Genomic DNA, 24,705 nt, shown 5'->3' with positions numbered 1-24,705 from the left:
AGACTCTTCCGTGTCCGATTCCCCGTCGGAGCGGGGCCGCCTTCCAGATTTCCGCTTTCGCGTTTCCCTTTCCGGCGATTCCGACTCTATCAGATTCATTCGGCTTGTTCTGCTTCATGAATTCCGATGACCTTCGGTTTGGCCTTTGCCTTTCGGCTGACCCGACTTTATCAGAAACATTCGGACCGATTCATCGAGCCCTGGTGATCTGGATGTCGAATCCGGGCCCCATGGAAATTCGATTCCCACTGTGAGCCGCATAGAAATGATCAACCGCTCTCGAAGCATGTCCTGCTTCGAGGCAACCGTTCAAATCTACCTCCCCGCGTCAACCGTGTCAACGGTCATTGTGGGGCGAAGAGGAGACTAACAGGTGTCGGGCGCGATACGCACATCAGGCCGCTACCGGGAGTTCGGCGCTGCGGTCCGCGGCGTCCACGTCTCCCGTCTTGCCCGCCCGTACGGCCCGTCCGCCGAGGATGTGGACGTAGCAGAGGAAGGCCACCTCAGCGGCTACCCCGATGGCGATCCGCGCCCATGTAGGCAGGCCGGACGGGGTCACGAAGCCCTCTATCAGGCCTGACACGAAGAGGACGAGTGCCAGGCCGATGGCCATGCCGAGCGCGGCGCGGCCCTGCTGGGCCATGGCGGTACGGCGGCTGTACGGTCCCGGGTCGATCAGTGTCCATCCGAGTCGGAGTCCCGTGCCGGCGGCGACGAAGACCGCTGTCAGTTCGAGCAGGCCGTGCGGGAGGATCAGCCCCAGGAAGATGTCGACGCGGCCGGCCGAGGACATCAGGCCGATGCCGACTCCCAGGTTGAGCACGTTGACGAAGAGGATCCAGATGACCGGGAGGCAGAGAAAAGCGCCCAGGACGAGGCACATGGCGGCTGCCTGTGCGTTGTTCGTCCAGACCTGAGCCGCGAAGGACGCCGCCGGATGGCTTGAGTAGTACGTCTCGTACTCACCGCCGGGCCGGGTCATCCGGAGCAGTTCGTCCGGGGCCCCGATCGCCGACTGGACCTCGGGGTGGGCTCCGATCCACCAGCCGATAACAGCGGCCAGGAGGGTGGAGAGGATCGCCGTCGGGATCCACCAGCGCCGGGAGCGGTAGACAGCCGCGGGAAAGCCGGCCGTCAAGAAGCGGGTGGCGTCGCGCCAGGTGGCCCGGCGGGCTCCGGTGACCGTGGCACGGGTTCGGGCCACGAGCTGGGTGAGGCGCGTGGTGAGCGCCGGGTCAGGGGCGGTGGACTGGATCAGCGAGAGATGGGTGGCCGTGCGCTGGTAGAGGGCGACGAGTTCGTCGGCCTCCGCTCCGGTGAGGCGGCGCCCGCGGTGCAGGAGATGATCCAGGCGGTCCCACTCGGCGCGGTGGGCTGTCACGAAGACATCGAGGTCCATGGTCGCTGCTGCTCCAGGCACTGGGTGCGTACGGTCCGTACTACTGCACGGCCAGCGCACCGCTGCCACTGCCACTGCTGCCACTGCCGCGACGCGCTGCGGGCCAGCTTGGCAGACTGAGGACTTCAGGGGCAGAGAAGGTCCGGCGATGGGTGGGGCACCGGTGAATGAGCTTGTGACGGGCGACGCGGTAGTACTCGGGCTGCGCCCCGCGAGGCTGCCGAGCCGGGCGCTGGCACTCGCGATCGACCTGGTGGTCGCCTGGACGACCTATCTGCTGGTGTCGGTCGGAATCGCGCTGGCGACGGGCTCCCTGGACGAGGCGGCGGTCATGGCCCTGTCCGTCGCCGCGTTTCTGCTGGTCCTGGTGGGCGGTCCGATCGCCGTGGAGACCCTCAGCCATGGACGCTCGCTGGGAAAGCTGGCGTGTGGACTGCGCGTGGTGCGGGACGACGGCGGGCCCATCCGGTTCCGGCAGGCGCTCGTGCGCGGGGCGTTCGGGGTCGTGGAGATCCTGCTGTCGTTCGGGGTCATCGCCTGCATCGCGTCGCTGGTCTCGCCGCGGGGCCGACGGATCGGGGACGTCTTCGCGGGGACCCTGGTCGTACGGGAGCGGGTGCCTGTGACGCACTCGGCCATGGTCCCGCCGCCCCCACCGTGGCTCGCGGGACGGTTCACGGAGCTGGATCTGTCCGCCGTGCCCGATGATCTGTGGCTCGCGATACGCCAGTACCTGACGCGGATGGGGCAGCTCGACGCCGGGGTGGGCCGGTCGATGGCCGAGCGGCTCGCGGGTGATCTGGCGGCGCGGACCGGGACGCCCGCGCCGCAGGGGATCCCTGCGGGCGCTTATCTGGCCGCCGTCGTGCATGAGAGGCAGGCCCGGGACGCCCGACGGGCCTTCGGCGCCTCCTTCGGCCCGGCGCCTGTTCCCGCCCAGGCCCCGACCCCCGCCCCGGTCGCGTTTCCGGTCCCGGCCCAGGCCTCCGCTCCGGCCCCTTTCCGGGCCCCGGCTCCCGCACCGGCGCCGTCCCCCGCGCCCGCACCGTCCGAAGCCGGATCGCCCCCGGCCACCGGGTTCGCCCCGCCGGCATAGGAGGCATCGGGCAGGGCGTGCGCCAGGGCACGCGTCAGGGCAGGACGGACGGCGGGGATTCCAGGTCTTCGAGCTCGATGCCGGGGGCCGAGAGGACCACATCGCCCGCGAGGTGAACCGTGTGCTGTTCTCCCGTGTCCAGGGCGCTGACCTGGTACTCGTCCACGGTCAGGGGTCCGTTGTCAGTGCCGTGCGCTTCACTGTTCACCAGGGCCCAGGACTGATCGAGTGTGCGGGGAGCGAGGACGGGATCCGTGAAGGCGACGAGGCGTACGCGAGTCGCGGGGGAGCCGGGGGTGAGACGCAGCAGTCGCGCGGTCGCGACGAGGAACGCGGGGGAGGTGCCGGTGAAGGAATGGGCACGGACATTGCCTTCGGTGGCATGGGTGCCGGTGGGGTCGGTACGGACCCACGTGACGCCGTCGATTGCGGCGCCACGGATCTGCCAGCTCGCAGCGTGGAGTTGAAGACGGATGGGGCGGCCGAGCTCGTCGAGGGCCAGATCGACGGAGCCGGAGTGGTCGCCGGAGGGGGTGGTGGTCTGAGAGACATAGCGCCAGCCGGAGGGGCCGGGCGCGCAGTGGAAGTGTTCTTCACCGAGAGGAGCGTGATCGTGCGGATCATGGAGCGAATAACGGCCGCGGGGCATGGGATCTTTCCGGTCCTTCGGGTCCTCGACGTCTGACACTCTTCCTCGCTGCGCACGCACGGGACAGGCCCCCGACACGGGGGTGCGGGGGCCTGTCCGATACCACGGAGGTACCTACGGGTGCCAGGTGCCTACTGAGGACCGAGGTACGCGGCTGTCCGGCTGTATCGCTGTAGATCCGCTGTACAGCCGGACCGCTCGTACCCCGGAGGGTGTCAGTAGCGGTAGTGGTCGGGCTTGTACGGACCCTCGACCTGGACGCCGATGTAGGCGGCCTGCTCCGGACGGAGCGTCGTCAGCTTCACACCGAGCGCGTCGAGGTGGAGCCGGGCGACCTTCTCGTCCAGGTGCTTGGGGAGCACGTAGACATCGGTCGGGTACTCCTCCGGCTTGGTGAACAGCTCGATCTGGGCCAGCGTCTGGTCCGCGAACGAGTTGGACATCACGAAGGACGGGTGGCCGGTCGCGTTGCCCAGGTTCAGCAGGCGGCCCTCGGACAGGACGATGAGCGTCTTCCCATCCGGGAAGGTCCAGGTGTGGACCTGCGGCTTGACCTCGTCCTTGACGATGCCGTCGATCTTGGCGAGACCGGCCATGTCGATCTCGTTGTCGAAGTGACCGATGTTCCCGACGATCGCCTGGTGCTTCATCTTGGCCATGTCCGAGGCCATGATGATGTCCTTGTTGCCCGTGGTCGTCACGAAGATGTCGGCGATACCGACGACATCGTCGAGCGTCGAGACCTGGTAGCCGTCCATCGCCGCCTGGAGGGCGCAGATCGGGTCGATCTCCGTGATGATCACGCGGGCGCCCTGGCCGCGCAGCGACTCCGCGCAGCCCTTGCCGACGTCGCCGTAGCCGAAGACGACCGCGACCTTGCCGCCGATGAGGACGTCGGTGGCGCGGTTGATGCCGTCGATCAGGGAGTGGCGGCAGCCGTACTTGTTGTCGAACTTCGACTTGGTGACCGCGTCATTGACGTTGATCGCCGGGAAGAGGAGGCCGCCGTCGCGGTGCATCTCGTACAGGCGGTGCACGCCGGTGGTGGTCTCTTCGGTGACACCGCGGATCTCGGACGCCAGACGGGTCCACTTCTGCGGGTTCTCGGAGAGGGTGCGGTTCAGCAGACGGAGGATGTAGCTGTACTCCTCGCTGTCCGCGGTGGCCGGGTCGGGGGCCGCGCCGGCCTTCTCGAACTCGACGCCCTTGTGCACCAGGAGGGTGGCGTCACCACCGTCGTCGAGGATCATGTTCGGGCCGCCGGTGGGCGTGTTCGGCCACGTCAGGGCCTGCTCCGTGCACCACCAGTACTCCTCCAGCGTCTCGCCCTTCCAGGCGAAGACCGGGACACCCTGGGGGTTCTCGGGCGTGCCATCGGGACCGACCGCGATGGCGGCCGCGGCGTGGTCCTGGGTGGAGAAGATGTTGCAGGACGCCCAGCGGACCTCGGCACCGAGGGCCGTCAGGGTCTCGATGAGGACCGCGGTCTGCACCGTCATGTGCAGGGAGCCGGTGACACGGGCGCCAGCCAGCGGCTGAGTGGCCGCGTACTCCTTGCGGATCGACATCAGACCGGGCATCTCGTGCTCGGCGAGGGAGATCTCCTTGCGGCCGAACTCGGCGAGCGAGAGATCGGCGACCTTGAAGTCCTGTCGGTTGGCGACAGTCGTCATAACGAGCTGCTCCTCGTAAATCGGGTCGAGGGTGGGTACGTACGGCTGGATCTGCGGCGGCGGGCACACGAATGCCCGAGCCCCCGCAGCACAGTCCGTCGGAGGCCCTCTCTCCCTCGGCCGGTCCGCACACCGCGGGCCGCCCGACCGCCATCAGCAGCGACGTCTGGCACTGCAGACGAATCTACACCGACCGGCCCACGGCCCCACAGCCGAACGGAGAAGGGATCATGAAGTGATCACGTACGGACCCAGGTTCGGACCGGCGAGGGATCAGGGAGAGAGCAGGGAGAGAGCCGGGGCGGATCAGGACTCAGTGGTGCTGCCGGGGATCGGATCGCCCTGGTCCTTGCCGGGGTTGGTGCCCGTCGCGGCGGCCGACTCGCTGTAGATGTCCGGCTCCAGATAGATCACCCGGGCGATCGGGACCGCCTCGCGGATCCGGGCCTCGGCGGCGTTGATGGCCTGGGCGACCTCGCCGGCCGTGTCGTTGTGCTCGACCGCGATCTTGGCGGCGACCAGCAGTTCCTCGGGGCCGAGGTGGAGCGTACGCATGTGGATGATGCCGGTCACCACGTCGCCGTCGACGAGCACGTTCTTGATCTTCTCCACGTCCTCGGTGCCGGCGGCCTCGCCGAGGAGGAGGGACTTCGTCTCGGCCGCCAGTACCAGCGCGATCAGAATGAGGAGAATGCCGATGCAGAGGGTGCCGATGCCGTCCCAGATCCCGTTGCCAGTACCCAGGGCGAGCCCCACACCCGCCAGGGCGAGTACGAGACCGACGAGTGCGCCGAGGTCCTCCAGGAGCACGACGGGGAGTTCGGGGGCCTTGGCGCGGCGGACGAACTCCGTCCAGGAGAGCGAGCCGCGCGTGACGTTCGACTCCTTGATGGCCGTACGGAACGAGAACGCCTCCGCGATGATCGCGAAGACGAGCACACCGACCGGCCAGTACCAGGCCTCGAGCTCGTGGGGGTGCTTGATCTTCTCGTAGCCCTCGTAGATGGCGAACATGCCACCGACGGAGAACAGCACGATCGAGACGAGGAAGGCATAGATATAGCGCTCACGGCCGTAGCCGAAGGGGTGCTGCGGGGTCGCCTCGCGCTGCGCCCTCTTGCCGCCGAGAAGCAGCAGCCCCTGGTTGCCGGAGTCGGCGAGGGAGTGCACGCTCTCCGCGAGCATGGACGACGAACCACTGAAGAGGAACGCCACGAACTTGGCTACTGCGATCGCGAGGTTGGCGCTGAGCGCCGCCACGATCGCCTTGGTTCCGCCTGACGCGCTCATTGGGTGCGAAGTGTCCCTTCATCGGTGCTGCGGCCCTGGCGCCGCGGTACGGCGGGACATTGTTGCAGCCGCCGGGACGGCCGGTGCATCAGACCACCACAGTGGCCCGGAACACAGTGCCCGTACCCGACAGTTCGGCCTTCTCGCCCGCCGCGACGAAGACCGAGCCGCCCGGTGCCAACTCGATGTCGTTCGCCAGCGGTGTGCCCGCCGTGCAGAGCAGGATCTGGGGCGTCGCGGCGGTGAGGTCGCGCGGCTCGGCGCCCGGCGCGAGGGCATAGCGGGAGAGCCTGAACTCGTCGATGGGGGTCTCGTACAGCTCCTCGCCAGTAGGCGAGGCCTCCGGACGCAGGACACCGGGGTCGGTCGCCTCGAAGCGGACAATACGCAGCAGCTCGGGGACGTCCACGTGCTTGGGGGTGAGTCCGCAGCGCAGGACGTTGTCCGAATTGGCCATGATCTCGACGCCGAGACCGTTGAGATAGGCGTGCGGGACGCCCGCGCCGAGGAAGAGCGCCTCGCCCGGCCGGAGTTGTACGTAGTTGAGCAGCATGGCGGCGATGACGCCCGGGTCGCCGGGGTAGTGGTGGGCGATCGACACGTACGGCGCGTAGTCCCCGCCGAGCCGGTCCGCCGCGGCGGCGGCCTCGGTGACGGTGGCGGCCATCTCGTCCGGATCGGCGGTGAGGACGGCGGTCAGCACCTCACGCAGCGCTGCCTCTTCGGGATGGGCGCGCAGGAGATCGACGTACGGCTTCAGCGAGTCGACGCCCAGCCGCGCGAGCAGCTCGGCGGTCGCCTCCGGGGCGCGGAAGCCGCACAGGCCGTCGAAGGGGGTGAGCGCGCAGATCAGTTCGGGCTTGTGGTTGGCGTCCTTGTAGTTGCGGTGGGGCGCGTCGATCGGGACACCGCGCCGCTCCTCCGCCTCGTACCCCTCCTTGGCCTGGGCGAGGTCGGGGTGGACCTGGAGGGAGAGCGGGGAGCCGGCGGCGAGGAGCTTGAGGAGGAACGGCAGGCGGGGGCCGAACTTCCGGACCGCGGCCGCGCCGAGTTCCGCCTCGGGGTCCGCGTCGATGACGGCGGAGAGCGCCTGTTCGCCGGAGTCATGGCCCCGGTCGAGACGGGACGGGGCTCCCGGGTGGGCGCCCATCCACATCTCGGCCTGGGGCTCACCCGTGGGAGCGGTGCCGAGCAGCTCCGGGATGGCGGTCGTCGAGCCCCAGGCGTAGGGGCGCACGGTGTTGGAGAGGCGGTCCATGGAGTGAGCTTTCTCGTACGGGGTGACGGAACGGCGGCGTGCGGTGGCGGCACGGATGTGGCGAGCGTGAAGGAGTAGTGCGGGTGGAGATTGACTCACGGGTTGTGCGCGGGGCCGGGTCCGGCTCACGGCTGAGCGGCTCACGGCTGAGTGTGGGGGCCGAGGTCGGTTCACGGCTGAGTGTGGGGCCGGGTTCGGCCTACGCGGGGGCGGCCCCGGCGAGGGCCAGATAGACCGTGGCGAAGTCGGTGACGGCGACCAGCTCGGCCAGGGCCTCCAGCTCACTGCCCTCTTCGGGCTCCAGTTCGCTGATGGCCGTGTCATGGCCGAGCGCGAGTTCGCGGGCGGCGGGGGCCGCGGTCAGTCCGCCAGCCGGGCGGTCCCGGAGCAGGACGACACGGGCGCGCCACGCCTGCGGCTCCTCGACCCGGTCGCGGAAGAAGTCGTCGGGCTCGGCGGCGCCGCCCGCGAAGTGCCCCGCGAGCAGCGCGCTGTGTGCCGGGAGGGCTTCGGGCAGTTCGGCGGCGAGGGCGGGGCGGCCGGTCAGTTCGGCCAGTACGGCGGCGAAGCGGCGTCCCGCCGGGGCGGCGGCCGGGCCCTCCGTCCAGATCAGCGGGAGGCTGTCGGCCAGCTCGGCGGCGAGGGTCTTGGCCGGGTTGCTGTACGTCGCGATGGCCGGGCCGCAGCGTTCGGCGGTGCGGTCCAGCCGGTCGGCGACGAGTTGGAGGGTCTCGGCCGGCGCGGTCAGCAGCCCGACGCGGTCCAGGAGCGCGAGCAGCGGGACGAGCAGGGCCCAGAGCGCGCCGGGGCCGGCTACCGGCGTCCCCTCGGGCTCGTACCACTCAGCCGGGCCGGACCGGCCGGGTTCACCAGGACGTCCGTACTGGCCATTCTGGGCGTACTGGCCATTCTGTCCGTACTGGCCGTTCGGAGCCGTCGCCATCGGGACCATCAGTCCGTGCGTCCCGTCGACGACCTCGCTCAGCGGTGACTGACGCGGGGCGACGGCGACGACCGTACAGCCGCGGCGGTACGCCTGCTCGGCGAGGAGCGCGAGGCCGGGCTCGCTGCCGTCCGTGGTGGCGATCAGCAGCAGGTCCACGGAGCCCGCCCAGCCCGGGAGCGCCCAGCGCAGCGCGCCCGCCGCGGCGGCGACGCCGGTGGGGCGGAGCCGGGTGACGGGCGCGGCGTTCGTGGCGAGCGCTGCGATCAGATCGGCGACGCCGGTGGCGGCGGCGCCCGAACCGGCGATCAACACGGCGCGCGGGCGGCCTTCCGGCGCGAGTCCGGCGATACCGGCCTCCGCTGTGTGCCGAAGGGCGGTGCGCACTCTCGCTCCGGCCTCCGCGGCGCCGCGGAGCAGACCGTCGCGGTCGGCGTGGGCCAGGGTGTCGGGAGCGTCGAGCAACGACTCGTCGAGCATGGGGTTGGGCCTCCGATCGCCGGGCGCGGGCCTCGCGGGCACGGGGCGCGGGGCGTTGTGGGCAGCGCTTGCTTGCTCAGGCGGGGCGCCGTGCCTCGTCGACGAGGAGGACCGGGATGTCGTCCCGTACCGGATAGGCCAGACCGCAGTCCTCGCCGGTGCAGATCAGCTCGGGGGTGTCGGCCGCGCTGCGGTCGCTGAGCGGCGCGTGGCAGGCCGGGCAGGCGAGGATCTCCAGAAGGCCGGCTTCGAGCGGCATGGGATGGGGTCCCTTCGTGCGGGTGGATCGGGCCATGTCAGCGTACCGCCGGGCACTGCGCGGTGGGGACCGCCGGCCGCGGGCCGGGCCGCCGCCGTACGATCCCCCACCGGCGATCCCCCACCGGCCCTCGGACATGCCCTGACGGCGGGACTTTGAAGACAGGACCTAGGCCCGGATCAGCGCCAGCGCCTCGTCCCTGACCCGCTCCATCGTCGCCTTGTCGCGCGCCTCGACGTTCAGGCGCAGCAGCGGCTCCGTGTTGGAGGGACGGAGGTTGAACCACCAGTCCGCCCCGGTCACGGTCAGCCCGTCCAGTTCGTCGAACGTGACGCCGTCGCGGGAGGCGAAGGCCGCGCGTACCGCCGCCGTGCGGGCCTTCTGGTCGTCGACCGTGGAGTTGATCTCTCCGGAGCCCGCGTAGCGGTCGTACGAGGCGACCAGCTCGGACAGCGGTCCCCGCTGGCCGCCGAGCGCCGCCAGGACGTGGAGCGCGGCGAGCATGCCCGTGTCGGCGTTCCAGAAATCGCGGAAGTAGTAGTGCGCGGAGTGCTCGCCGCCGAAGACCGCTCCCGTGGCGGCCATCTCCTGCTTGATGAAGGAGTGTCCGACGCGGGTGCGTACGGGGGTTCCGCCGTGTTCCCTGACGACCTCGGGGACCGACCAGGAGGTGATCAGGTTGTGGATGATCGTTCCTCCCGGGTACTTGGCCAGCTCGCGCGCCGCGACCAGGGCGGTGATCGCCGACGGGGAGACGCCCTCGCCCCGCTCGTCGACGACGAAGCAGCGGTCGGCGTCGCCGTCGAAGGCGAGTCCCAGATCGGCGCCCTCGGCCAGGACGCGGGCCTGGAGGTCCACGATGTTCTTCGGGTCCAGCGGGTTGGCCTCGTGGTTCGGGAACGTACCGTCCAGCTCGAAGTACATCGGCACCACATCGAGGGGCAGGTCCGCGAAGACCGTCGGTACGGTGTGCCCGCCCATCCCGTTGCCCGCGTCCACGACGACCTTCAGCGGGCGGATCGCCGAGACGTCGACAAGGGACAGCAGGTACGCGGCGTAGTCCGTGAGGGTGTCCCGCTGCGCGAGGTGGCCCGGCTTGGTGACCGAGGCCGGAGCGCCGTCCGTCAGCCAGCCCTCGGCCAGCGCGCGGATCTCCGCCAGCCCGGTGTCCTGGCCGACCGGCGCCGCCCCGGCCCGGCACATCTTGATGCCGTTGTACTGGGCCGGGTTGTGGGACGCGGTGAACATCGCGCCGGGCAGGTCCATGTCCCCCGACGCATAGTACAGCTGGTCGGTGGAGCACAGTCCGATGATCGTGGCGTCGGCTCCGCGCGAGACGGCGCCCCGGGCGAAGCTCGACGCCAGACCGGGCGAGGAGGGCCGCATGTCATGGCCGATCACGATCGCCTCGGCGCCGGTGACCTCGACGAAGGCGGCGCCGAAGAGCTCGGCGAGCCGGTCGTCCAGTTGATCCGGGTACACCCCTCGCACGTCGTACGCCTTTACGAGCTGCGACAAATCGGCCACGGCCAACGCCTCCAGAAGTTCCTGTCACCGCGGTCCGCACCGTCTGCGTGGTCTGCACGGTCTGCACGGTCTGCTGTGATCCGCCGCGATCCGCCGCGGTCGGTTCAAACTACCCGCCGGACACGTCTCGACGGTCCGGCGGACAGCCGTAAATCCCTGAACTGGTAAATCCCCGGACGAGTAAGTCCGAAGTAGCGTCAGGGAAGCATCCACCCGAGCACCGCGGTGCTCTGCCCCAGCACGATGAGACACATCACCAGCAACAGGACCAGGCTCCAGGGCAGTACCTTGCGCAGCAGGTCACCTTCCTTGCCGGCGAGTCCGACCGCCGCGCACGCGATCGTCAGGTTCTGCGGCGAGATCATCTTGCCGAGCACTCCCCCGGAGCTGTTCGCCGCGGCCAGCAGCTCGGGCGACAGGCCGGACTGGGCCGCCGCCGTCACCTGGAGCGCGCCGAAGAGGGCGTTGGCCGAGGTGTCCGAGCCCGAGACCGCGACGCCGAACCACCCCAGGATCGGCGACAGGAACGCGAGTCCCGCGCCCGCCGCGGCGACGAAGTGGCCGATGGTGCCCGCCTGTCCGGACAGATTCATGACGTACGCGAGGGCCAGTACGGAGGTGACGGTGAGGATCGCGTACCGCAGTTCGTACACGGTCGCTCCCCACTCCCGAGCGGCGTCACCCGCGCGTACGCCGATGACGACGGCCGTGAGGAGACCCGCGAGCAGCACGAGCGTGCCGCCGGTCGCGACGAGGGGCAGCGAGAAGACATTGGCGCCGACGTGGTTGCCGTCCGGGTCCGCGACATCGAGGAACGGCCAGTCGAACACCCTCGTCGTCCTGGCCAGCGCCTCCTTGACCGGCGGGATCTGGGCGACGGAGAAGATCACCACGATCAGCGCGTACGGGGCGTAGGCGCGAAGGACTTCGGGGCGCGGGTCCTCGCGGTCCAGGTCCTCGCTCCGTACGCCCGTGAGCACGGAGGCGCGCACCGGCTCCGACGCCGGCTTGCGGGCCGAGGGTACGGCCACCAGCGCCGCCGCTCCGGCCAGCGCGGCGCCGATGTCGGCGAGTTGGGCGGAGACGTAGTTGGCGGCCAGGAACTGCGCGGCGGCGAAGGCGACTCCGCACGCCAGCGCGGGCACCCAGGTCTCGCGCAGCCCCCGCCGGCCGTCGACGAGCCAGACCAGCACGAGAGGTACGACGAGCGCGAGCAGCGGGGTCTGCCTGCCGACGACCGAGGCGACGGTGTCCAGCGGCAGATCGGTGACCTGCGCGAGCGTCACCACGGGCGTGCCCATCGCGCCGAACGCGACGGGCGCGGTGTTGGCGACGAGCGAGACGACGGCGGCCTTGACCGGGGAGAAGCCGAGCGCCACCAGCATCACCGAACAGATGGCCACCGGCGCCCCGAAGCCCGCGAGCGCTTCGAGCAGCGCGCCGAAGCAGAAGGCGATGACGAGCGCCTGGATACGGGGGTCGTCGGAGAGACGCCCGAAGGAGCGGCGCAGGATGTCGAAATGCTGGGTACGGACCGTCATCCGGTACACCCAGAGGGCGTTGACGACGATCCACATGATCGGGAAGAGCCCGAAGAGGACTCCCTGGGCGCCGGCCGAGAGGGTCTGGCCGAGGGGCATTCCGAAGACGAGCCAGCCGACCAGCACGGCGACGGCGAGACCGATGACCCCCGCGCGGTGGGCTTTCATACGGAGGGCACCGAGCAGGATCAGTACGGTGGCCAGCGGGAGGGCGGCGACAAGGGCGGAGAGGGCGAGCGAGTCGGCGACGGGTTCCAGTTGCTGTACGTACACGACAGTCCTCCGGATTCCGCGATACGGAAACTGATCTCTCACGGGTGGGGGAATGGTCGTGTCCACGCCAACGTGAGGTCAATGGTCTGTACAGGATCCGCACCGGAAAGCCGGAAGAATGCCGATGAGGCGGAAGCGCCACCGAGGGCCCGAGGGCCGAGGAACGACGGCTGAGGGCTCACGGCTCAGGCTCACGGGCTCAGACTCTCAGGGCTCAGACTCAGGGCTCAGGGCTCAGGGCTCAGGGCTCAGGGCTCAGGGCTCAGGGCTCAGGAGAGCGCAGCACCCGCAGATGCCCCCGGCGCCCGGCCTCCGTCGCATCCGCCCCGCGCGCGCCGTTGCCACCGGCCCCCGCCGCCCGCTCCTGCGGCCGTGCGGCTTCGCGTACGGCGTTGGCGAGCGCCTCCAGATCGTCACCGCTCGGGCGCGCCGGAGCCGAGCCGTCCGTCAGGCGGACGACCTCCCAGCCACGCGGAGCGGTCAGCCGCTCGCTGTGTTCCGCACACAGGTCGTAGCAATGAGGCTCGGCATAGGTGGCGAGCGGGCCGAGGACCGCGGTCGAGTCGGCATAGACGTACGTCAGTGTCGCGACAGCAGGGCGGCCGCACGCGGTGCGCGAACAGCGACGTACAGGGCTCACGATGTTGGACGGTACCGCACTCTTGAGCGGGCTGCGACGACTCTCCACCAGGTCACTCCCCCGTGTCGCGGCGTGATATCCCACCCAACTTGGCCGGAAGTAACTGCCCTGACCTGCACGGAAAGAAGAGTGACCAGATAGCGACACTCCGTTACCTGGTCACGACTTGGGGCAAAAGCCGTCAATGACGGCGAGAGCGGTGATCGCGGGGACGCCTGGAATCGAGCTCAAGCTTGGCCGGAATGCTCAATATGCGACATGCCGTACGAGGGTGCGGCAGCCGCGATATCGGCGGCGCGCGGAGGGCTACCCTGCGTCAGTGATGGACAGTCCTGTACCGCCCCGCCCGACCGAACCACGGCCGCCCCGCCGCGACCGTCACGGCCGCGGTATGCGTGGGCCCGTCGCCCCGCCCCAGGTGCCGCTCTCGACCAGCCGCTCCGAGTCCTTCCACGATCTCGTGCGGGACTCCGTGGACCGGCTGGAACGGCGCTGGCCCCAGCTGGCCGAGGTGGATTTCATGGTCATGGAGGTGCCGAGCCCGCAGGACGACACCGTTCCGCTCGGCAGCTCGGTCCCGGCGGGCAAGGACCACCCGGCGCGCATCCTGGTCTACCGGCGGCCCGTGGAGATCCGTACCAAGAGCCGCGACGACCGCGCGCTGCTGGTGCACGAGGTCGTGGTCGAGCAGGTCGCGGAACTGCTGGGGCTGGCGCCCGAGTCCGTCGATCCCCGGTACGGGCAGGAATGAGCGCGGACAGCCCAAACGTTGCCGGGAGGGGCACTAGCTGCCGTCGTCCAGGATCGACAGGTCCTCCTTGGCCTTCGGTACGGACACGGTCCCCCGGTCGTCCGGCAGCGTCTGGACCGTGAACATCGGGACACCGTCCACCGGCAGCGCCAGCGTGCGCGCCGCGTGGACCGGACCGCCGCCCGGCTCCGGCTCGACCGTGAGCGCGTACGAGCCCTTCAGGCCGCCGGGCACCGGCGGCGTGACCGCCAGGGTCGTACCGGCCTTCACCGTGTAGGTCTTCTCGGCCGGCTCGCCGCCTCCGGTCCCCGCCGAGGCCGTGACCTTGACCTTCGCGGTCGCGCCCGGCGCGGTCAGCGAGAGCGTCGAGCCCTTGGCGCGGTTGTCCGCGACGGTCGACCGCGACGCGATCGGCGCGGTCGCCGGGATGAACGCGATCTCCCGCTTCTCGCCCTTGCCGCGCACTACGCGCAGTGCCGCGACCACCGGGGCCGCGCGCCCGCCCTCCGCCGGGGTGAGGATCAGCGAACCTGCCTGGCCCTTGGTGATGTCCGCCAGTTCGAGCGTCGACGTCATCTGCGACTTGATGTGCAGGCTCTCGCTGCCCGCCGGGGTGATCGTGCCGTCGGCGCCCGCCAGTTGCACCTTCAGATCGGCGTCGTCGGTACCCGTCGCGAACGCCACCAGCCGTACGTCGGTCGCGTCCGCCGGGATCCCGGGCAGCACCAGCCGCGACGCCGGATCCGCCGCGGCGGCCAGCCAGTCGCTGCCCCCCGCGCTGTCCGCCACGCGTACGGCCGCGCCGACCCGGCCGGAGCGGGTGGTGACATGGACGGTCACATCGGCCGCGGCCACGGTGGTCAGGGTGGAGAGCAGCACCGGCACGCTGGACCTGGCCGGCACCGGAATGCCCTCGCCCACCTCCGACTTGACCGCGCCGTCCTTCCCGTACAGCTCGATGTCGGCGACGGCCGCGGTGTCGTCGGGGTTGGTGAGATGGACGTAGTCCTGGCGCGACCTCTCGGTGCTCGCGCCGGGGAACCAGAAGTCCGTGTCCGGGACCGTGCAGGTCAGGCCGAGGACGCCGCGCGCGTCGCCGACGCTGATCGTGGTGGTCTGCTGGGTGGTCCAGCCGGGCGCGAACCGGCCGGTGGCCGTGCCGACGAGGGCGGGGGCCTCGGCCCCGCTCGCCTCGACGGAGACGGGCTTGCCAGGCTCCTTCAGACTGACGAAGGGCTTGTCCTTCACCGGGTCCTTCTTCGTGCCCCCCGCGTCCTCCCCGTCCTTCGCCTTGTCGTCGGAGGCACCCTGGTCGGCGGTATCGGCCAAGGTGACGACGGACTCCGTCAGTTCGGCCGAGCCGGCCGTACCGCCGTCCGCCGTGCCTGCCGGTGTGATGGAGGTGTACGTCGTCTCCGCGACGTCCGAGACGCTGGGGGCCGGGCAGAGCTGGCTGGTGCGCTCCACGGGCAGCCGGGCCGGGGTCCGGGCGGCCGCCGTACCGCCGGTGTCGGGCGCGGTGAGGGCGGCGAAGCCGGTGACGGCGGCGAGGGCGGTGGCGGCCGCGATGAGGGAGAGGGTCGTACGGTTCACTGGTTACTGCTCCCGTCGGGGCGCTGGCGCTGTTCGTTCTCCGTGCCGTCGGCGTAGGGCTGCTGGGGCCGCGGTGGTTGCTGAGCCTGCTGGGGCTGCTGAGCCTGCTGTCCGTAGCCGTACGGGTCGTACTGCGACGGGTCGTACTGCCCTTCCTGGTACTGGCCTTCGCCCTGGTGGCCGGCCTGGTACTGCCCCTCCTGGTACTGGCCTTCCTGGTACTGGCCGGCGGGGTACTGGCCCTCCTGGTACGGGTCCGCCGGGTACTGCTGATACGGCTGCTGGTACTGGCCCTCGCCGTACTGTGCGCCGTACTGCTGCTCGTTCGGGTACTGGGCCTGCGTGTAGTCCCCGCCCGCGTAGGTGTTGGCGTCCCACTCGCCGTACGTGTGCTGCTGGGGCACCGCCCCGTACGCCGACTGCTGGTCGCCCTGGCCGACTTGGCCCTGCTCGCCGCCGTACGGCTCCTCAACAGGCGCGGTGGGCACGGTGGGAGAGGCCGGAGGGGCGGCGGGCGCCGGCGGAACGGCCGGCTGCTGCGCGGTCGCGTACTCCCCCGTCACATCCGTCTCCCCCGTCCCCACCCCCTCGGTCTCCGCCGCCGCACGCAGCCTGCGTGCGCGCCGGCCCTCGCCCGCCACCGGCTGCGCCGGGATCTCGATGTCCTCGTCGGGCAGGTCGTCGTCGATCTCCCGGCGGCGCCCCGGCAGGGCGAGCACCAGCAGGACGACGGCGAGCGCGCCCTGCGCCCAGATCCACGCGGTGTGCGTGATCGGGTCCTCGTACGTGAGGTCGAGACTGCCGCCCTCGGCGGGGAGTTCGAAGCCCTGGGCCCAGCCGTCGACGGTCTTCTTGGCCAGTACCTTGCCGTCGAGCGTGGCCTGCCAGCCCTCGGCGGCCCGGTCCGCGATCCGCAGCACTCGCCCGGAGGCCCCCGCCGGGATCTTCGTGTGCGCCTCGACCTGCGCGGACGCGACGGCCAGCGGCTCGCCCTCGCCCTTTCCGTCGACGATCGTGGCCCGCGAGATCTGCCGGTCGACGCGCCACAGCGCGCTGCCGTCCAGCTGGCTCAGCCGGGTCAGCCCCGGGGTGGCGTCCAGGACCCGGCTGGTCTGCCGCGGCACCCCGTCCCGTACGAGTACGTAGCGGATCGCGAAGCCGCTGAGCTGGTCGGTCTGGTCGGCTCCGGAGCCCGCGACGAGGTTGGCGACGACCTTGTCGAGCCGCGGATCACCGCCGCCCGACGCGGTCAGTTCGGCGTCACCGAGCCGGCCGCCCGAGCCGCGGACCAGTGAGTACGAGACCTCGGCCGCCGACGTACCGCCGAGGACGAGCGTGCGCGGCTGGTCGCGGGTGATGCTCTCCTCCGCGACGAACGCGGGGACCTGCACCGGATCGCGGCGCTCCAGCGGTCCGGCCGCGCCGCTGATCATCCAGCCGAAGGCGGCCAGCAGCGGGGCGAGTCCCGCCGCGACGGCGATGAGTACGGCGACGGGCTGGCGCCAGCCGAAGCTCTCCGCGGCGACGCGCTCCCTGGCGCCGTCCGCGCCGAGCACGGCCGCCGCGATCAGCGCGAGCCCGTAGAGCAGGGTGGCGGGTCCGGCCCAGCCGGAGTTGTTGGTGAGTACGGCGAAGACCAGCGCGAGGATCGCGACGGCCCAGGCCGAGCGGATCGCGAACTGCCGCTCACCGCGCAGCAGCGCCGCCAGCGCGGCCAGCACGATCCCGATCAGCAGGATGCCGCCCGCGGCCTTGGGCCCGCCGGGGCTCATGCCGAGCAGATCGAGCGCGGAGGCCGTTCCCGTACCGAACTCCAGCCCCGCCTCCCGAAGGAAGGCGGACGGCGAGGTGAGCGGCGAGAGCGACCAGGGTGCCAGCAGCAGCAGGGGGGTGCCGAGCCCGGCGAGTACACGCGGTCCGTAGGCGGCGAGGTCGTCGCGGCGCAGCGCCAGGACACCGAGGCCGAGCAGCAGCGCCACCGGCCATACCACCGGGGTGAAGGCCATCGCGAACGTCAGCAGGAAGGCGTACGCCCAGGTGGCGCGCCAACTGCCGCGGCTCTCCCCGCTCGCGACGCCGCCCGCCCCGCCGCGCATCCCGTACGCGGCGACGGCGGCCCGCGCGATCAGTGGCAGCAGGACGGCGAGGACGGCCGTACCGAGCCGTCCGGTGGCCAGCGCGCCGGTCGCGGCGGGCAGGAAGGCGTACGCGACGCTCGCCCAGGCACGCAGCAGCCGCGATTCCACCAGCGGCCGCGAGGCGAAGTAGGCGGTGACTCCGGCCAGCGGGACCGAGCAGACGAGCAGCAGGGTCAGCGCGAACCCGGTGGAGCCCAGGAACAGCGCGGAGAGCGCGGCGAGTACGGCGAGATAGGGGGGCGCGCTCTCGGTGACGCCGGTACCGACGGGATGCCAGCCGTCGGCATACCGCGACCAGAGGTCGGAGACATCGGCGGGTGCGGGCAGCAGCGCGCCGCCCGCGAGCGCGCCGCCGCCGAAGAGTCCGCGGCAGGCGATGAGCGAGACGAGCAGCAGGATCCCGAAGAGGACGGGCCCCGGCTTGTGCGCGAGCTTCTTCAGCCGGGCGAACTGCTCGATCTCCATGAAGTCGGCATCGTCACCGCCGGGCCCCGACTCGACGGCGCCGTGCCGTGAGCCACCCGCGTCGGCGTCCGAGTCACCGCCGAGGCTGCCGGCGATCTGCTCGACCGTGGCCCGGACCGTGGCGCCGGGCGGCGGGAACAGCGGGCGCAGCTCGGCCGCCTCGACGACGCCCTTGCCGCGCTGTCGCCGGGCGCTGATGAGCCGGCCCGGCCGCAGCAGGGTGCCGGAGAGTCCCATCACCTCATCGACGGCCTGCCCCGGCGCCTTGCCGACGAGATAGGCGAGGGTGCGCAGCAGGGTGCCGACGACAAGGCGGAGCAGTACGTAAGGGAGGACGGTGGCCCGCGCGTTGACGAGCATGGTGTAGACGGCGCCGGCCTTGTCGACGCGGTGCGGGTTGACGACGGAGCGGCCCGCGCAGTCGACCGTACGACGCTCCCGGGCGGCGGCCTCGGCGTGCCGCAGAACGGCGTCAGGGGCGACGAGCACCCGGTGGCCCGCGGCGTGCACGCGCCAGCACAGGTCCACGTCGTCGCGCATCAGCGGGAGCCGGCGGTCGAAGCCGCCGAGTTCGTCCCACACATCGCGCCGGATGAGCATCCCGGCGCTGGAGACGGAGAGGACGGTACGGACCTGGTCGTGCTGGCCCTGGTCCTGCTCGCGCCGGTCGAGTCCGGTCCAGCGGCGTCCGCTGTTGGCGATGGAGACGCCGACTTCGAGGAGTTGCTTGCGGTCGTACCAGCCGCGCAGCTTGGGTCCGACGACCGCCGCGTACTGGTCGGAGTCGGCGACACGCAACAGTTCGGCGAGCGCGTCGGGGTCGGGCGCGCAGTCGTCGTGGAGGAGCCAGAGCCACTGCACCGGTTCGCCGTGCGGCAATTCAGGCATGTCGTACGTGTCGTCGCGCCAGCTCCGGGTCACCGGGTCCCAGCCGCTGGGCCGCTTCAGATACGGCAGATCGTCGGGCGTGAGGACCCCGGCGGTGCGTACCGCCTCGTCCACGGCCGTACCGAATCCGGACCGGCGGGCGAGATGCAGGACGCGGTCCGCGCCGAGCGCTTCGGTGAGCAGCCGGGCGGAGTCGTCGGCGCTGCCGGTGTCGGCTGCCATGACGTTCTGTACGGGGCGTTCCTGGCCCAGCAGCCCGGCGAGGGCGTCGGGCAGCCAGCGCGCACCGTCGTGGGCGACGAGCACCGCGGTCACGACGTGCCGCGGGAACTCGGGGGCGGTGGCGGTGGCGGTGGCGGAAACGAACGCGGCGGTGGTGGGGGACATTGAGGTAGCGGGCCCTCCGGCCGGGGGGTCGCCCCGAAGGGGCGTGGGAGCGTCTCGGACGGGGCCCCACACTAACGGTAGGGGGGAGTGGCGGCGGACGGGCGGGAAACACAACGGTCCGCCGTCTGCGGGGAGGTGCAGACTGCGGACCGTGCCATACGTCGGGGGTGATACCGGTCGTTCCGGGCGACCGGCCGGTCTTCGGCCCCGGCCACCACGACCGGGCCGGCCGGGCGGCGGTCAGATCGCGGCCTTCTTCAGCCGGCGCCGTTCGCGCTCCGACAAGCCGCCCCAGATACCGAATCGCTCGTCATTGGCGAGGGCGTACTCAAGGCATTCCGATCGGACCTCACAGGCGAGACAGACCTTCTTGGCCTCACGCGTGGAACCGCCCTTCTCGGGGAAGAAGGACTCGGGATCTGTCTGGGCGCACAAGGCGCGCTCCTGCCAGCCGAGTTCCTCGTCCGCGTCCTCGACCAGCAGTTGCTGGAACAGCTCGGTCATGTGCGCCCCTCGTCTGTCTTTTGCGTCCCCGTGATGTGGCCGCTATCGATTTCGGCCGAACGACACGAGTGAAATTACAAGTGCGGTGCTCCGGCCAGGTCAAGCCGAGATCTGCTATTGGGCCCGGTATTCACTCTGCGGAACCAAGGCTATGCGGAAAGTGTTCAAATCACCAAAAACCTGACACATGCCAGTGGCCTGTTCGCATCCACCCCCTTCTCGACAAGAGAGACGTCAAAAACTGCAACCTTGTTGCGGATCACCCGCCGGAAGCGATCCGGATCACAGTCTGATCACGAGAGCGCGAAGGCGTTTACGAGCACGGTCGCTGCCCGATGTGTCCGCACCCACCGTCACTCAAACCACTCCGCGATCGGATCAACCGGATGAGGTGAAACATTGCGGCCAAACCGGCCATTGAGTTGACATCCGTAACCGGATTCGCAACCTTTGGTCCCATGCCAGCGAACCCCGCGCCCACCGCGACCCACCTCCGTGGATTCCGCAGCGCTCTCCGGGCCCGCTGTCGCTGTTTCAACTGCGCCTGCTGTTGATGCCGCCGGGCTCCGGCCGCCCCTCCCGCTCCTCCTGATCACGCTTCCGTGATCGCCCTCGCGTCTTCACCGCGTTCCCCAAGCGATCCCACGCACCCGTCGCGGCACCGCCGCACACCTTCCTGCCGCCGCACACCTTCCTGCCGAGGAACCACCGCCCCCATGAACAGCGACAGCGACCTCCAGATCGCCGGCGATCTCCTTGAGGTCCCGCACCTTCTCCAGCCCGCACGGGAGCACCCCGCGACGGTGGCCGAGTTCGCGGGCCTCGCGCGCGCCCTCGCCGCCGACCGCGCGCAGTGGGCCCCGCTCGTCCAGTACGACGCCACCAGCCGCTGGTACCACCGGCTGAGCACCGGACCCGGCTATGAGGTGTGGCTGCTCTCCTGGGTGCCCGGCCAGAGCAGCGGATCACACGACCACGGCCGCTCCTCGGGCGTACTGACCGTGCTCGCAGGTGAGCTGACGGAGCGTTCGGAGAGCGGGAGCCGCGCTCTCGCGCCGGGCGCGCAGCGGGTCTTCGCGCCGGGCTATGTCCATGAGGTGGTCAACGACGCGATCGAACCGGCGGTGAGCCTGCACATCTACTACCCGGGGCTGACGGAGATGCCCATGCACTCCGCGCGCTGCGCCCCGGCGGCCCAGGATCAGGATGTCGTGCCGGCCTGACATTCACCCGTCGCCTGGCCCACCCGTCACCCGACCACCGCCCCTCAACGATCAGCCTCCGGCTGACAGACTGGCCCACCCGTCACCCGACCACCGCCCCTCAACGATCAGCCTCCGGCTGACAGACTGTTCTCTATGCGCATTGTGGTTCTGGCCGGCGGTATCGGCGGCGCCCGCTTCCTCCGCGGCCTCAAGCAGGCCGCGCCGGACGCGGACGTCACGGTGATCGGCAATACCGGTGACGACATCCATCTGTTCGGGCTGAAGGTCTGCCCCGACCTCGACACGGTGATGTACACCCTCGGCGGTGGCATCAATGAAGAACAGGGCTGGGGGCGTACGGATGAGACGTTCCAGGTCAAGACGGAGCTGGCGGCCTACGGCGTGGGACCCGAGTGGTTCGGCCTCGGCGACCGTGACTTCGCCACCCATATCGTCCGTACGCAGATGCTCGGCGCGGGCTATCCGCTGAGCGCCGTCACCGAGGCGCTCTGTGCCCGCTGGAAGCCCGGCGTACGGCTGCTGCCCATGTCGGACGACCGCGTCGAGACGCATGTCGCCGTCGATGTGGACGGCGAGCGCAAGGCCGTGCACTTCCAGGAGTACTGGGTGAAGATGCGGGCGTCCGTGGACGCACAGGCGGTCGTCCCGGTCGGCGCCGACCAGGCCAAGCCCGCGCCGGGGGTGCTGGAGGCGATCGCCGCGGCCGATGTCATCCTCTTCCCGCCGTCCAACCCCGTGGTCAGCATCGGGACGATCCTGGCCGTGCCGGGCATCCGGGAGGCCATCGCCGAGGCGGGCGTCCCGGTCGTCGGCCTCTCCCCCATCGTCGGGAACGCGCCGGTGCGCGGGATGGCCGACAAGGTGCTCGCCGCGATCGGCGTCGAGTCGACGGCCCAGGCCGTCGCCCTGCACTACGGCTCCGGGCTGCTCGACGGCTGGCTGGTCGACACCGTGGACGCGGCGGCGGTGGCCGGGATCGAGGGCGCGGGGATCCGCAGCCGCGCCGTCCCGCTGATGATGACGGACCTGGACGCGACCGCCGCGATGGCCCGTGAGGCGCTGGCGCTGGCCGAGGAGGTACGGCCATGACGTCGTACCGCGTCCGCGCCCTGCCCGGAATCCCGGAGGTCCGCCCCGGCGACGACCTCGCCAAGCTGATCGTGGCCGCCGGTCCCGGGCTGGTCGATGGTGATGTCCTGCTGGTCACCTCCAAGATCGTCTCCAAGGCGGAGGGGCGGATCCTCGCGGCCACGGACCGAGAGGCAGCCATCGACGCGGAGACCGTACGGGTCGTCGCGCGGCGCGGGCCCCTCCGTATCGTCGAGAACAAGCAGGGCCTGGTCATGGCGGCGGCCGGGGTCGACGCCTCCAACACCGTTGCCGGAACAGTGCTGTTGCTGCCGGAGGACTCCGACGCCTCCGCCCGGACGATCCGCGCGGGGCTGCGGGACGCGCTCGGGGTGGACGTCGGGGTGATCGTCACCGACACCTTCGGGCGGCCCTGGCGCAACGGCCTCACCGATGTGGCGATCGGCGCCGCGGGCGTACGCGTCCTGGAGGACCTGCGCGGCGGGACCGACGCCCAGGGCAACCCGCTGAACGCGACCGTCATCGCCCTCGCCGACGAACTGGCCGCCGCCGGTGACCTGGTGAAAGGCAAGGCCGAGGGGCTGCCGGTCGCCGTGGTGAGCGGCCTGGGCCACCTCGTCGGCGACACGGACACGGACGCGCGGGCGATGGTGCGGGTCGCCGCGGACGACATGTTCCGGCTCGGCACGTCCGAGGCGGTACGGGAAGCGGTCACCCAGCGCCGTACGGTCAGGGAGTTCACGGACGAGCCGGTCGACCCGGGCGCGGTCCGGCGCGCGGTCACGGCCGCCGTCACCGCCCCGGCGCCGCATCACACGACACCATGGCGGTTCGTCCTCCTGGAGTCACCCGAGTCGCGGCTGCGCCTCCTCGACGCCATGCGCGACGCCTGGATCGCGGACCTGCGCCGCGACGGCAGGACGGAGGAGTCCATCGCCAGGCGCGTACGCCGCGGCGACCTCCTGCGCGAGGCGCCGTATCTGGTGGTGCCGTGCCTGGTGATGGACGGCTCGCACACCTACGGCGACGCCCGGCGCGACGGCGCGGAGCGCGAGATGTTCGTGGTCGCCATGGGCGCGGGCGTGCAGAACTTCCTGGTGGCGCTGGCGGGTGAGCGGCTCGGCTCCGCGTGGGTCTCCTCGACGATGTTCTGCCGGGATGTCGTACGGGACGTGCTGGATCTGCCCGAGGGCTGGGACCCGATGGGCGCGGTGGCGGTGGGCCACGCGGCCGCCCCGCCGAAGGACCGCCCGGCACGCTCACCGGAGTCCTTCCTCACCGTCCGGTAGTCACGCCCGGTTTTTCTCACAGCCGGGCGATGTTCCGGACCTCCATCCGGGGCGCCCGGCGGGCCGGGGTCCGGCCGCTGAGCAGGATCAGCCGGGTCGCGCGGTGCCGCTGGCCGGCGTACGGGGCGAGGAGTTCGAGCATCGCCGCGTCGTCGGCGTCCCGGTCGCCCGCGAGCGCGTGGCCGATGATGCCGGGGAGATGCAGATCGCCGACGGTGACGGCGTCGGGGGCGCCGTTGGAGCGCTGCACGACCTCGGCGGCGGTCCACGGACCGATCCCCGGGATCAGCTCCAGCCGGGCGGCCGCACGCTCCGGCTCCATCGCCGCGGCCTCCTCCATCCGGCGCGCGACCCGGACGGCGCGCAGGATCGTCGAGGAGCGCTTGGCGTCGACGCCGGCCTTGTGCCACTCCCAGGAGGGGATCAGCGCCCAGGTCCGGGCATCGGGCATGACATACAGCCGATCGCCGTGCGCGGGTCCGGGGGCGGGACCCGGAGCCGGCTCCCCGTGCTTGCGCACCAGAATGCGCCAGGCGCGGTACGCCTCGACGGTGGTGACCTTCTGCTCCAGCACGGACGGGATCAGCGACTCCAGCACCAGTCCGGTGCGGCAGAGCCGCAGGCCCGGCCGGCGCCGCTGGGCCTCGACGACGAGGCGGTGCCGGGGGACGAACGCGTCCGGGTCGTCGCCCGCGCCGAGCAGCTCCGGGAGCTGCTCCAGCATCCACGCGGCGCCGGCGCCCCACGCCTCGGCCTCCACGACACCACCGCGCCGCACGACCCGCAGCGTGCCGGGCCCGGCGGGCGTCCGGGAGGTCCGCCAGACGGAACCGTCCGCGTACGCGCGAAAGGTCGGATCGGCGGGCCCCCGCCGAAGCGGCCCGAGGACGAGCCCGAGGTCGTAGGGCTCGGGGGGCGTCCACTGCCGACGTATCCCTACGGCGTGTGCGGGGTCCGCGGGGTCCGCGGGGTCCGCGCGGCGCGGACGGGGCACGGGTCGTTGGGCGAAGCGGCCTGCCACGGTTGAGGTCCTTGGGGGTCGGGGTCACCCCCGAGGCTAAGCGGTACGAGGTCCTCACGGGGGTGCGGGGGCGAGTGCGGTGCGCCGTCCGGCGGGGGGCGGGTGCGGGGTGCGGGGTGCGGGGTGCGAGTGCGGTGCGCCTCCGGCGGGGGTGCGGGTGCGGTGCGCCTCCGGCGGGGTGCGGTGCGCCTCCGGCGGGGGGCGGGTGCGGTGCGGGGTGCGGGTGCGGGGTGCCGGGGCCCGGGGCCTCCGGAGGTCCGTGTCCGGACTGCGCTGCGATCGATATGCGACTCCGTCGCGTGGTCACCGCGCTCCGCGCGAGC

Annotated in this window: 19 protein-coding genes; 5 read left to right on the top strand and 14 right to left on the bottom strand. The window is 71.2% G+C overall.

Annotated elements, in window-relative coordinates; translation table 11 throughout:
* Positions 1 to 394: 394 nt before the first annotated feature.
* Positions 395 to 1,402, bottom strand: coding sequence for a stage II sporulation protein M (locus ACIRQP_RS39970; RefSeq protein ID WP_403900022.1), 1,008 nt, complete (start codon positions 1,400 to 1,402; stop codon positions 395 to 397).
* A 163-nt stretch (positions 1,403 to 1,565) separates the two neighbouring features.
* Between ACIRQP_RS39970 and ACIRQP_RS39965 the strand changes: the two genes are divergently transcribed.
* Positions 1,566 to 2,498, top strand: a complete 933-nt coding sequence (locus ACIRQP_RS39965) for an RDD family protein (RefSeq protein WP_403900020.1) — start codon at positions 1,566 to 1,568, stop codon at positions 2,496 to 2,498.
* A 34-nt stretch (positions 2,499 to 2,532) separates the two neighbouring features.
* Here the strand turns inward: ACIRQP_RS39965 and ACIRQP_RS39960 are convergent, their stop codons facing one another.
* The 9 genes from ACIRQP_RS39960 to ACIRQP_RS39920 all read right to left on the bottom strand — a co-directional run bounded on the left by ACIRQP_RS39960 (position 2,533) and on the right by ACIRQP_RS39920 (position 13,079).
* On the bottom strand, positions 2,533 to 3,147 hold the full coding sequence (locus tag ACIRQP_RS39960; protein ID WP_403900026.1) for a hypothetical protein: 615 nt from the start codon (positions 3,145 to 3,147) through the stop codon (positions 2,533 to 2,535).
* Between the two features lie 215 nt (positions 3,148 to 3,362).
* Positions 3,363 to 4,820, bottom strand: a complete 1,458-nt coding sequence (gene ahcY / locus ACIRQP_RS39955) for an adenosylhomocysteinase (protein ID WP_403900018.1) — start codon at positions 4,818 to 4,820, stop codon at positions 3,363 to 3,365.
* A 306-nt stretch (positions 4,821 to 5,126) separates the two neighbouring features.
* Positions 5,127 to 6,110, bottom strand: coding sequence for a cation diffusion facilitator family transporter (locus tag ACIRQP_RS39950; RefSeq protein WP_403900016.1), 984 nt, complete (start codon positions 6,108 to 6,110; stop codon positions 5,127 to 5,129).
* 88 nt (positions 6,111 to 6,198) lie between these two features.
* Positions 6,199 to 7,368 (bottom strand): mannose-6-phosphate isomerase, class I, encoded by a 1,170-nt coding sequence (gene manA, locus ACIRQP_RS39945; RefSeq protein WP_403900014.1) that lies wholly within the window; start codon positions 7,366 to 7,368, stop codon positions 6,199 to 6,201.
* 199 nt (positions 7,369 to 7,567) lie between these two features.
* A complete protein-coding gene (locus tag ACIRQP_RS39940) occupies positions 7,568 to 8,791 on the bottom strand; it encodes an SIS domain-containing protein (protein WP_403900012.1) in 1,224 nt (407 codons plus the stop codon).
* 76 nt (positions 8,792 to 8,867) lie between these two features.
* Positions 8,868 to 9,050, bottom strand: a complete 183-nt coding sequence (locus ACIRQP_RS39935; RefSeq protein ID WP_403900010.1) for a Trm112 family protein — start codon at positions 9,048 to 9,050, stop codon at positions 8,868 to 8,870.
* A 168-nt stretch (positions 9,051 to 9,218) separates the two neighbouring features.
* Positions 9,219 to 10,583: a phosphomannomutase/phosphoglucomutase gene (locus ACIRQP_RS39930; protein WP_403900008.1), complete on the bottom strand. Its 1,365-nt coding sequence runs from the start codon at positions 10,581 to 10,583 to the stop codon at positions 9,219 to 9,221.
* A gap of 191 nt (positions 10,584 to 10,774) precedes the next feature.
* Positions 10,775 to 12,391: an L-lactate permease gene (locus tag ACIRQP_RS39925; protein ID WP_403900006.1), complete on the bottom strand. Its 1,617-nt coding sequence runs from the start codon at positions 12,389 to 12,391 to the stop codon at positions 10,775 to 10,777.
* Between the two features lie 262 nt (positions 12,392 to 12,653).
* A complete protein-coding gene (locus ACIRQP_RS39920) occupies positions 12,654 to 13,079 on the bottom strand; it encodes a DUF3499 domain-containing protein (RefSeq protein WP_403900004.1) in 426 nt (141 codons plus the stop codon).
* A gap of 274 nt (positions 13,080 to 13,353) precedes the next feature.
* On the opposite strand from ACIRQP_RS39920, the gene ACIRQP_RS39915 reads away from it, so the two are divergent.
* Positions 13,354 to 13,782 carry a metallopeptidase family protein gene (locus tag ACIRQP_RS39915; RefSeq protein ID WP_403900024.1) on the top strand — a complete coding sequence of 143 codons (429 nt, stop codon included), beginning with the start codon at positions 13,354 to 13,356 and terminating at the stop codon, positions 13,780 to 13,782.
* Between the two features lie 33 nt (positions 13,783 to 13,815).
* Here ACIRQP_RS39915 and ACIRQP_RS39910 read toward each other — a convergent pair whose 3' ends face one another.
* The 3 genes from ACIRQP_RS39910 to ACIRQP_RS39900 form a co-directional block, all read right to left on the bottom strand.
* A complete protein-coding gene (locus ACIRQP_RS39910) occupies positions 13,816 to 15,375 on the bottom strand; it encodes a DUF5719 family protein (RefSeq protein ID WP_403900002.1) in 1,560 nt (519 codons plus the stop codon).
* Positions 15,372 to 19,253: a glycosyltransferase gene (locus ACIRQP_RS39905; protein ID WP_403900000.1), complete on the bottom strand. Its 3,882-nt coding sequence runs from the start codon at positions 19,251 to 19,253 to the stop codon at positions 15,372 to 15,374. The genes ACIRQP_RS39910 and ACIRQP_RS39905 overlap by 4 nt, the downstream gene beginning before the upstream one ends.
* Before the next feature lie 240 nt (positions 19,254 to 19,493).
* Complete coding sequence (locus ACIRQP_RS39900) at positions 19,494 to 19,757, bottom strand: WhiB family transcriptional regulator (protein WP_014046372.1); 264 nt, start codon at positions 19,755 to 19,757, stop codon at positions 19,494 to 19,496.
* Between the two features lie 716 nt (positions 19,758 to 20,473).
* Between ACIRQP_RS39900 and ACIRQP_RS39895 the strand changes: the two genes are divergently transcribed.
* From ACIRQP_RS39895 to ACIRQP_RS39885, 3 genes are all read left to right on the top strand, one after another.
* Entirely contained in the window at positions 20,474 to 20,980 is a 507-nt protein-coding gene (locus ACIRQP_RS39895; RefSeq protein WP_403899998.1) for a cysteine dioxygenase, read from the top strand.
* Positions 20,981 to 21,115: 135 nt separating this feature from the next.
* Positions 21,116 to 22,072: a 2-phospho-L-lactate transferase gene (gene cofD, locus ACIRQP_RS39890; RefSeq protein WP_403899996.1), complete on the top strand. Its 957-nt coding sequence runs from the start codon at positions 21,116 to 21,118 to the stop codon at positions 22,070 to 22,072.
* Complete coding sequence (locus tag ACIRQP_RS39885; RefSeq protein WP_403899994.1) at positions 22,069 to 23,361, top strand: coenzyme F420-0:L-glutamate ligase; 1,293 nt, start codon at positions 22,069 to 22,071, stop codon at positions 23,359 to 23,361. Before cofD ends, ACIRQP_RS39885 begins: the two co-directional genes overlap by 4 nt.
* 16 nt (positions 23,362 to 23,377) lie before the next feature.
* Here the strand turns inward: ACIRQP_RS39885 and ACIRQP_RS39880 are convergent, their stop codons facing one another.
* Positions 23,378 to 24,382, bottom strand: a complete 1,005-nt coding sequence (locus ACIRQP_RS39880; protein WP_403899992.1) for a DNA-3-methyladenine glycosylase family protein — start codon at positions 24,380 to 24,382, stop codon at positions 23,378 to 23,380.
* Between the last annotated feature and the right edge of the window lie 323 nt (positions 24,383 to 24,705).

The organism is Streptomyces sp. NPDC102274 (genome assembly GCF_044766385.1).
GTDB lineage: Bacteria > Actinomycetota > Actinomycetes > Streptomycetales > Streptomycetaceae > Streptomyces.
The sequence above is the reverse complement of the archived record's forward strand: the minus strand, read 5'-3'. Positions and strand labels throughout refer to the sequence as shown.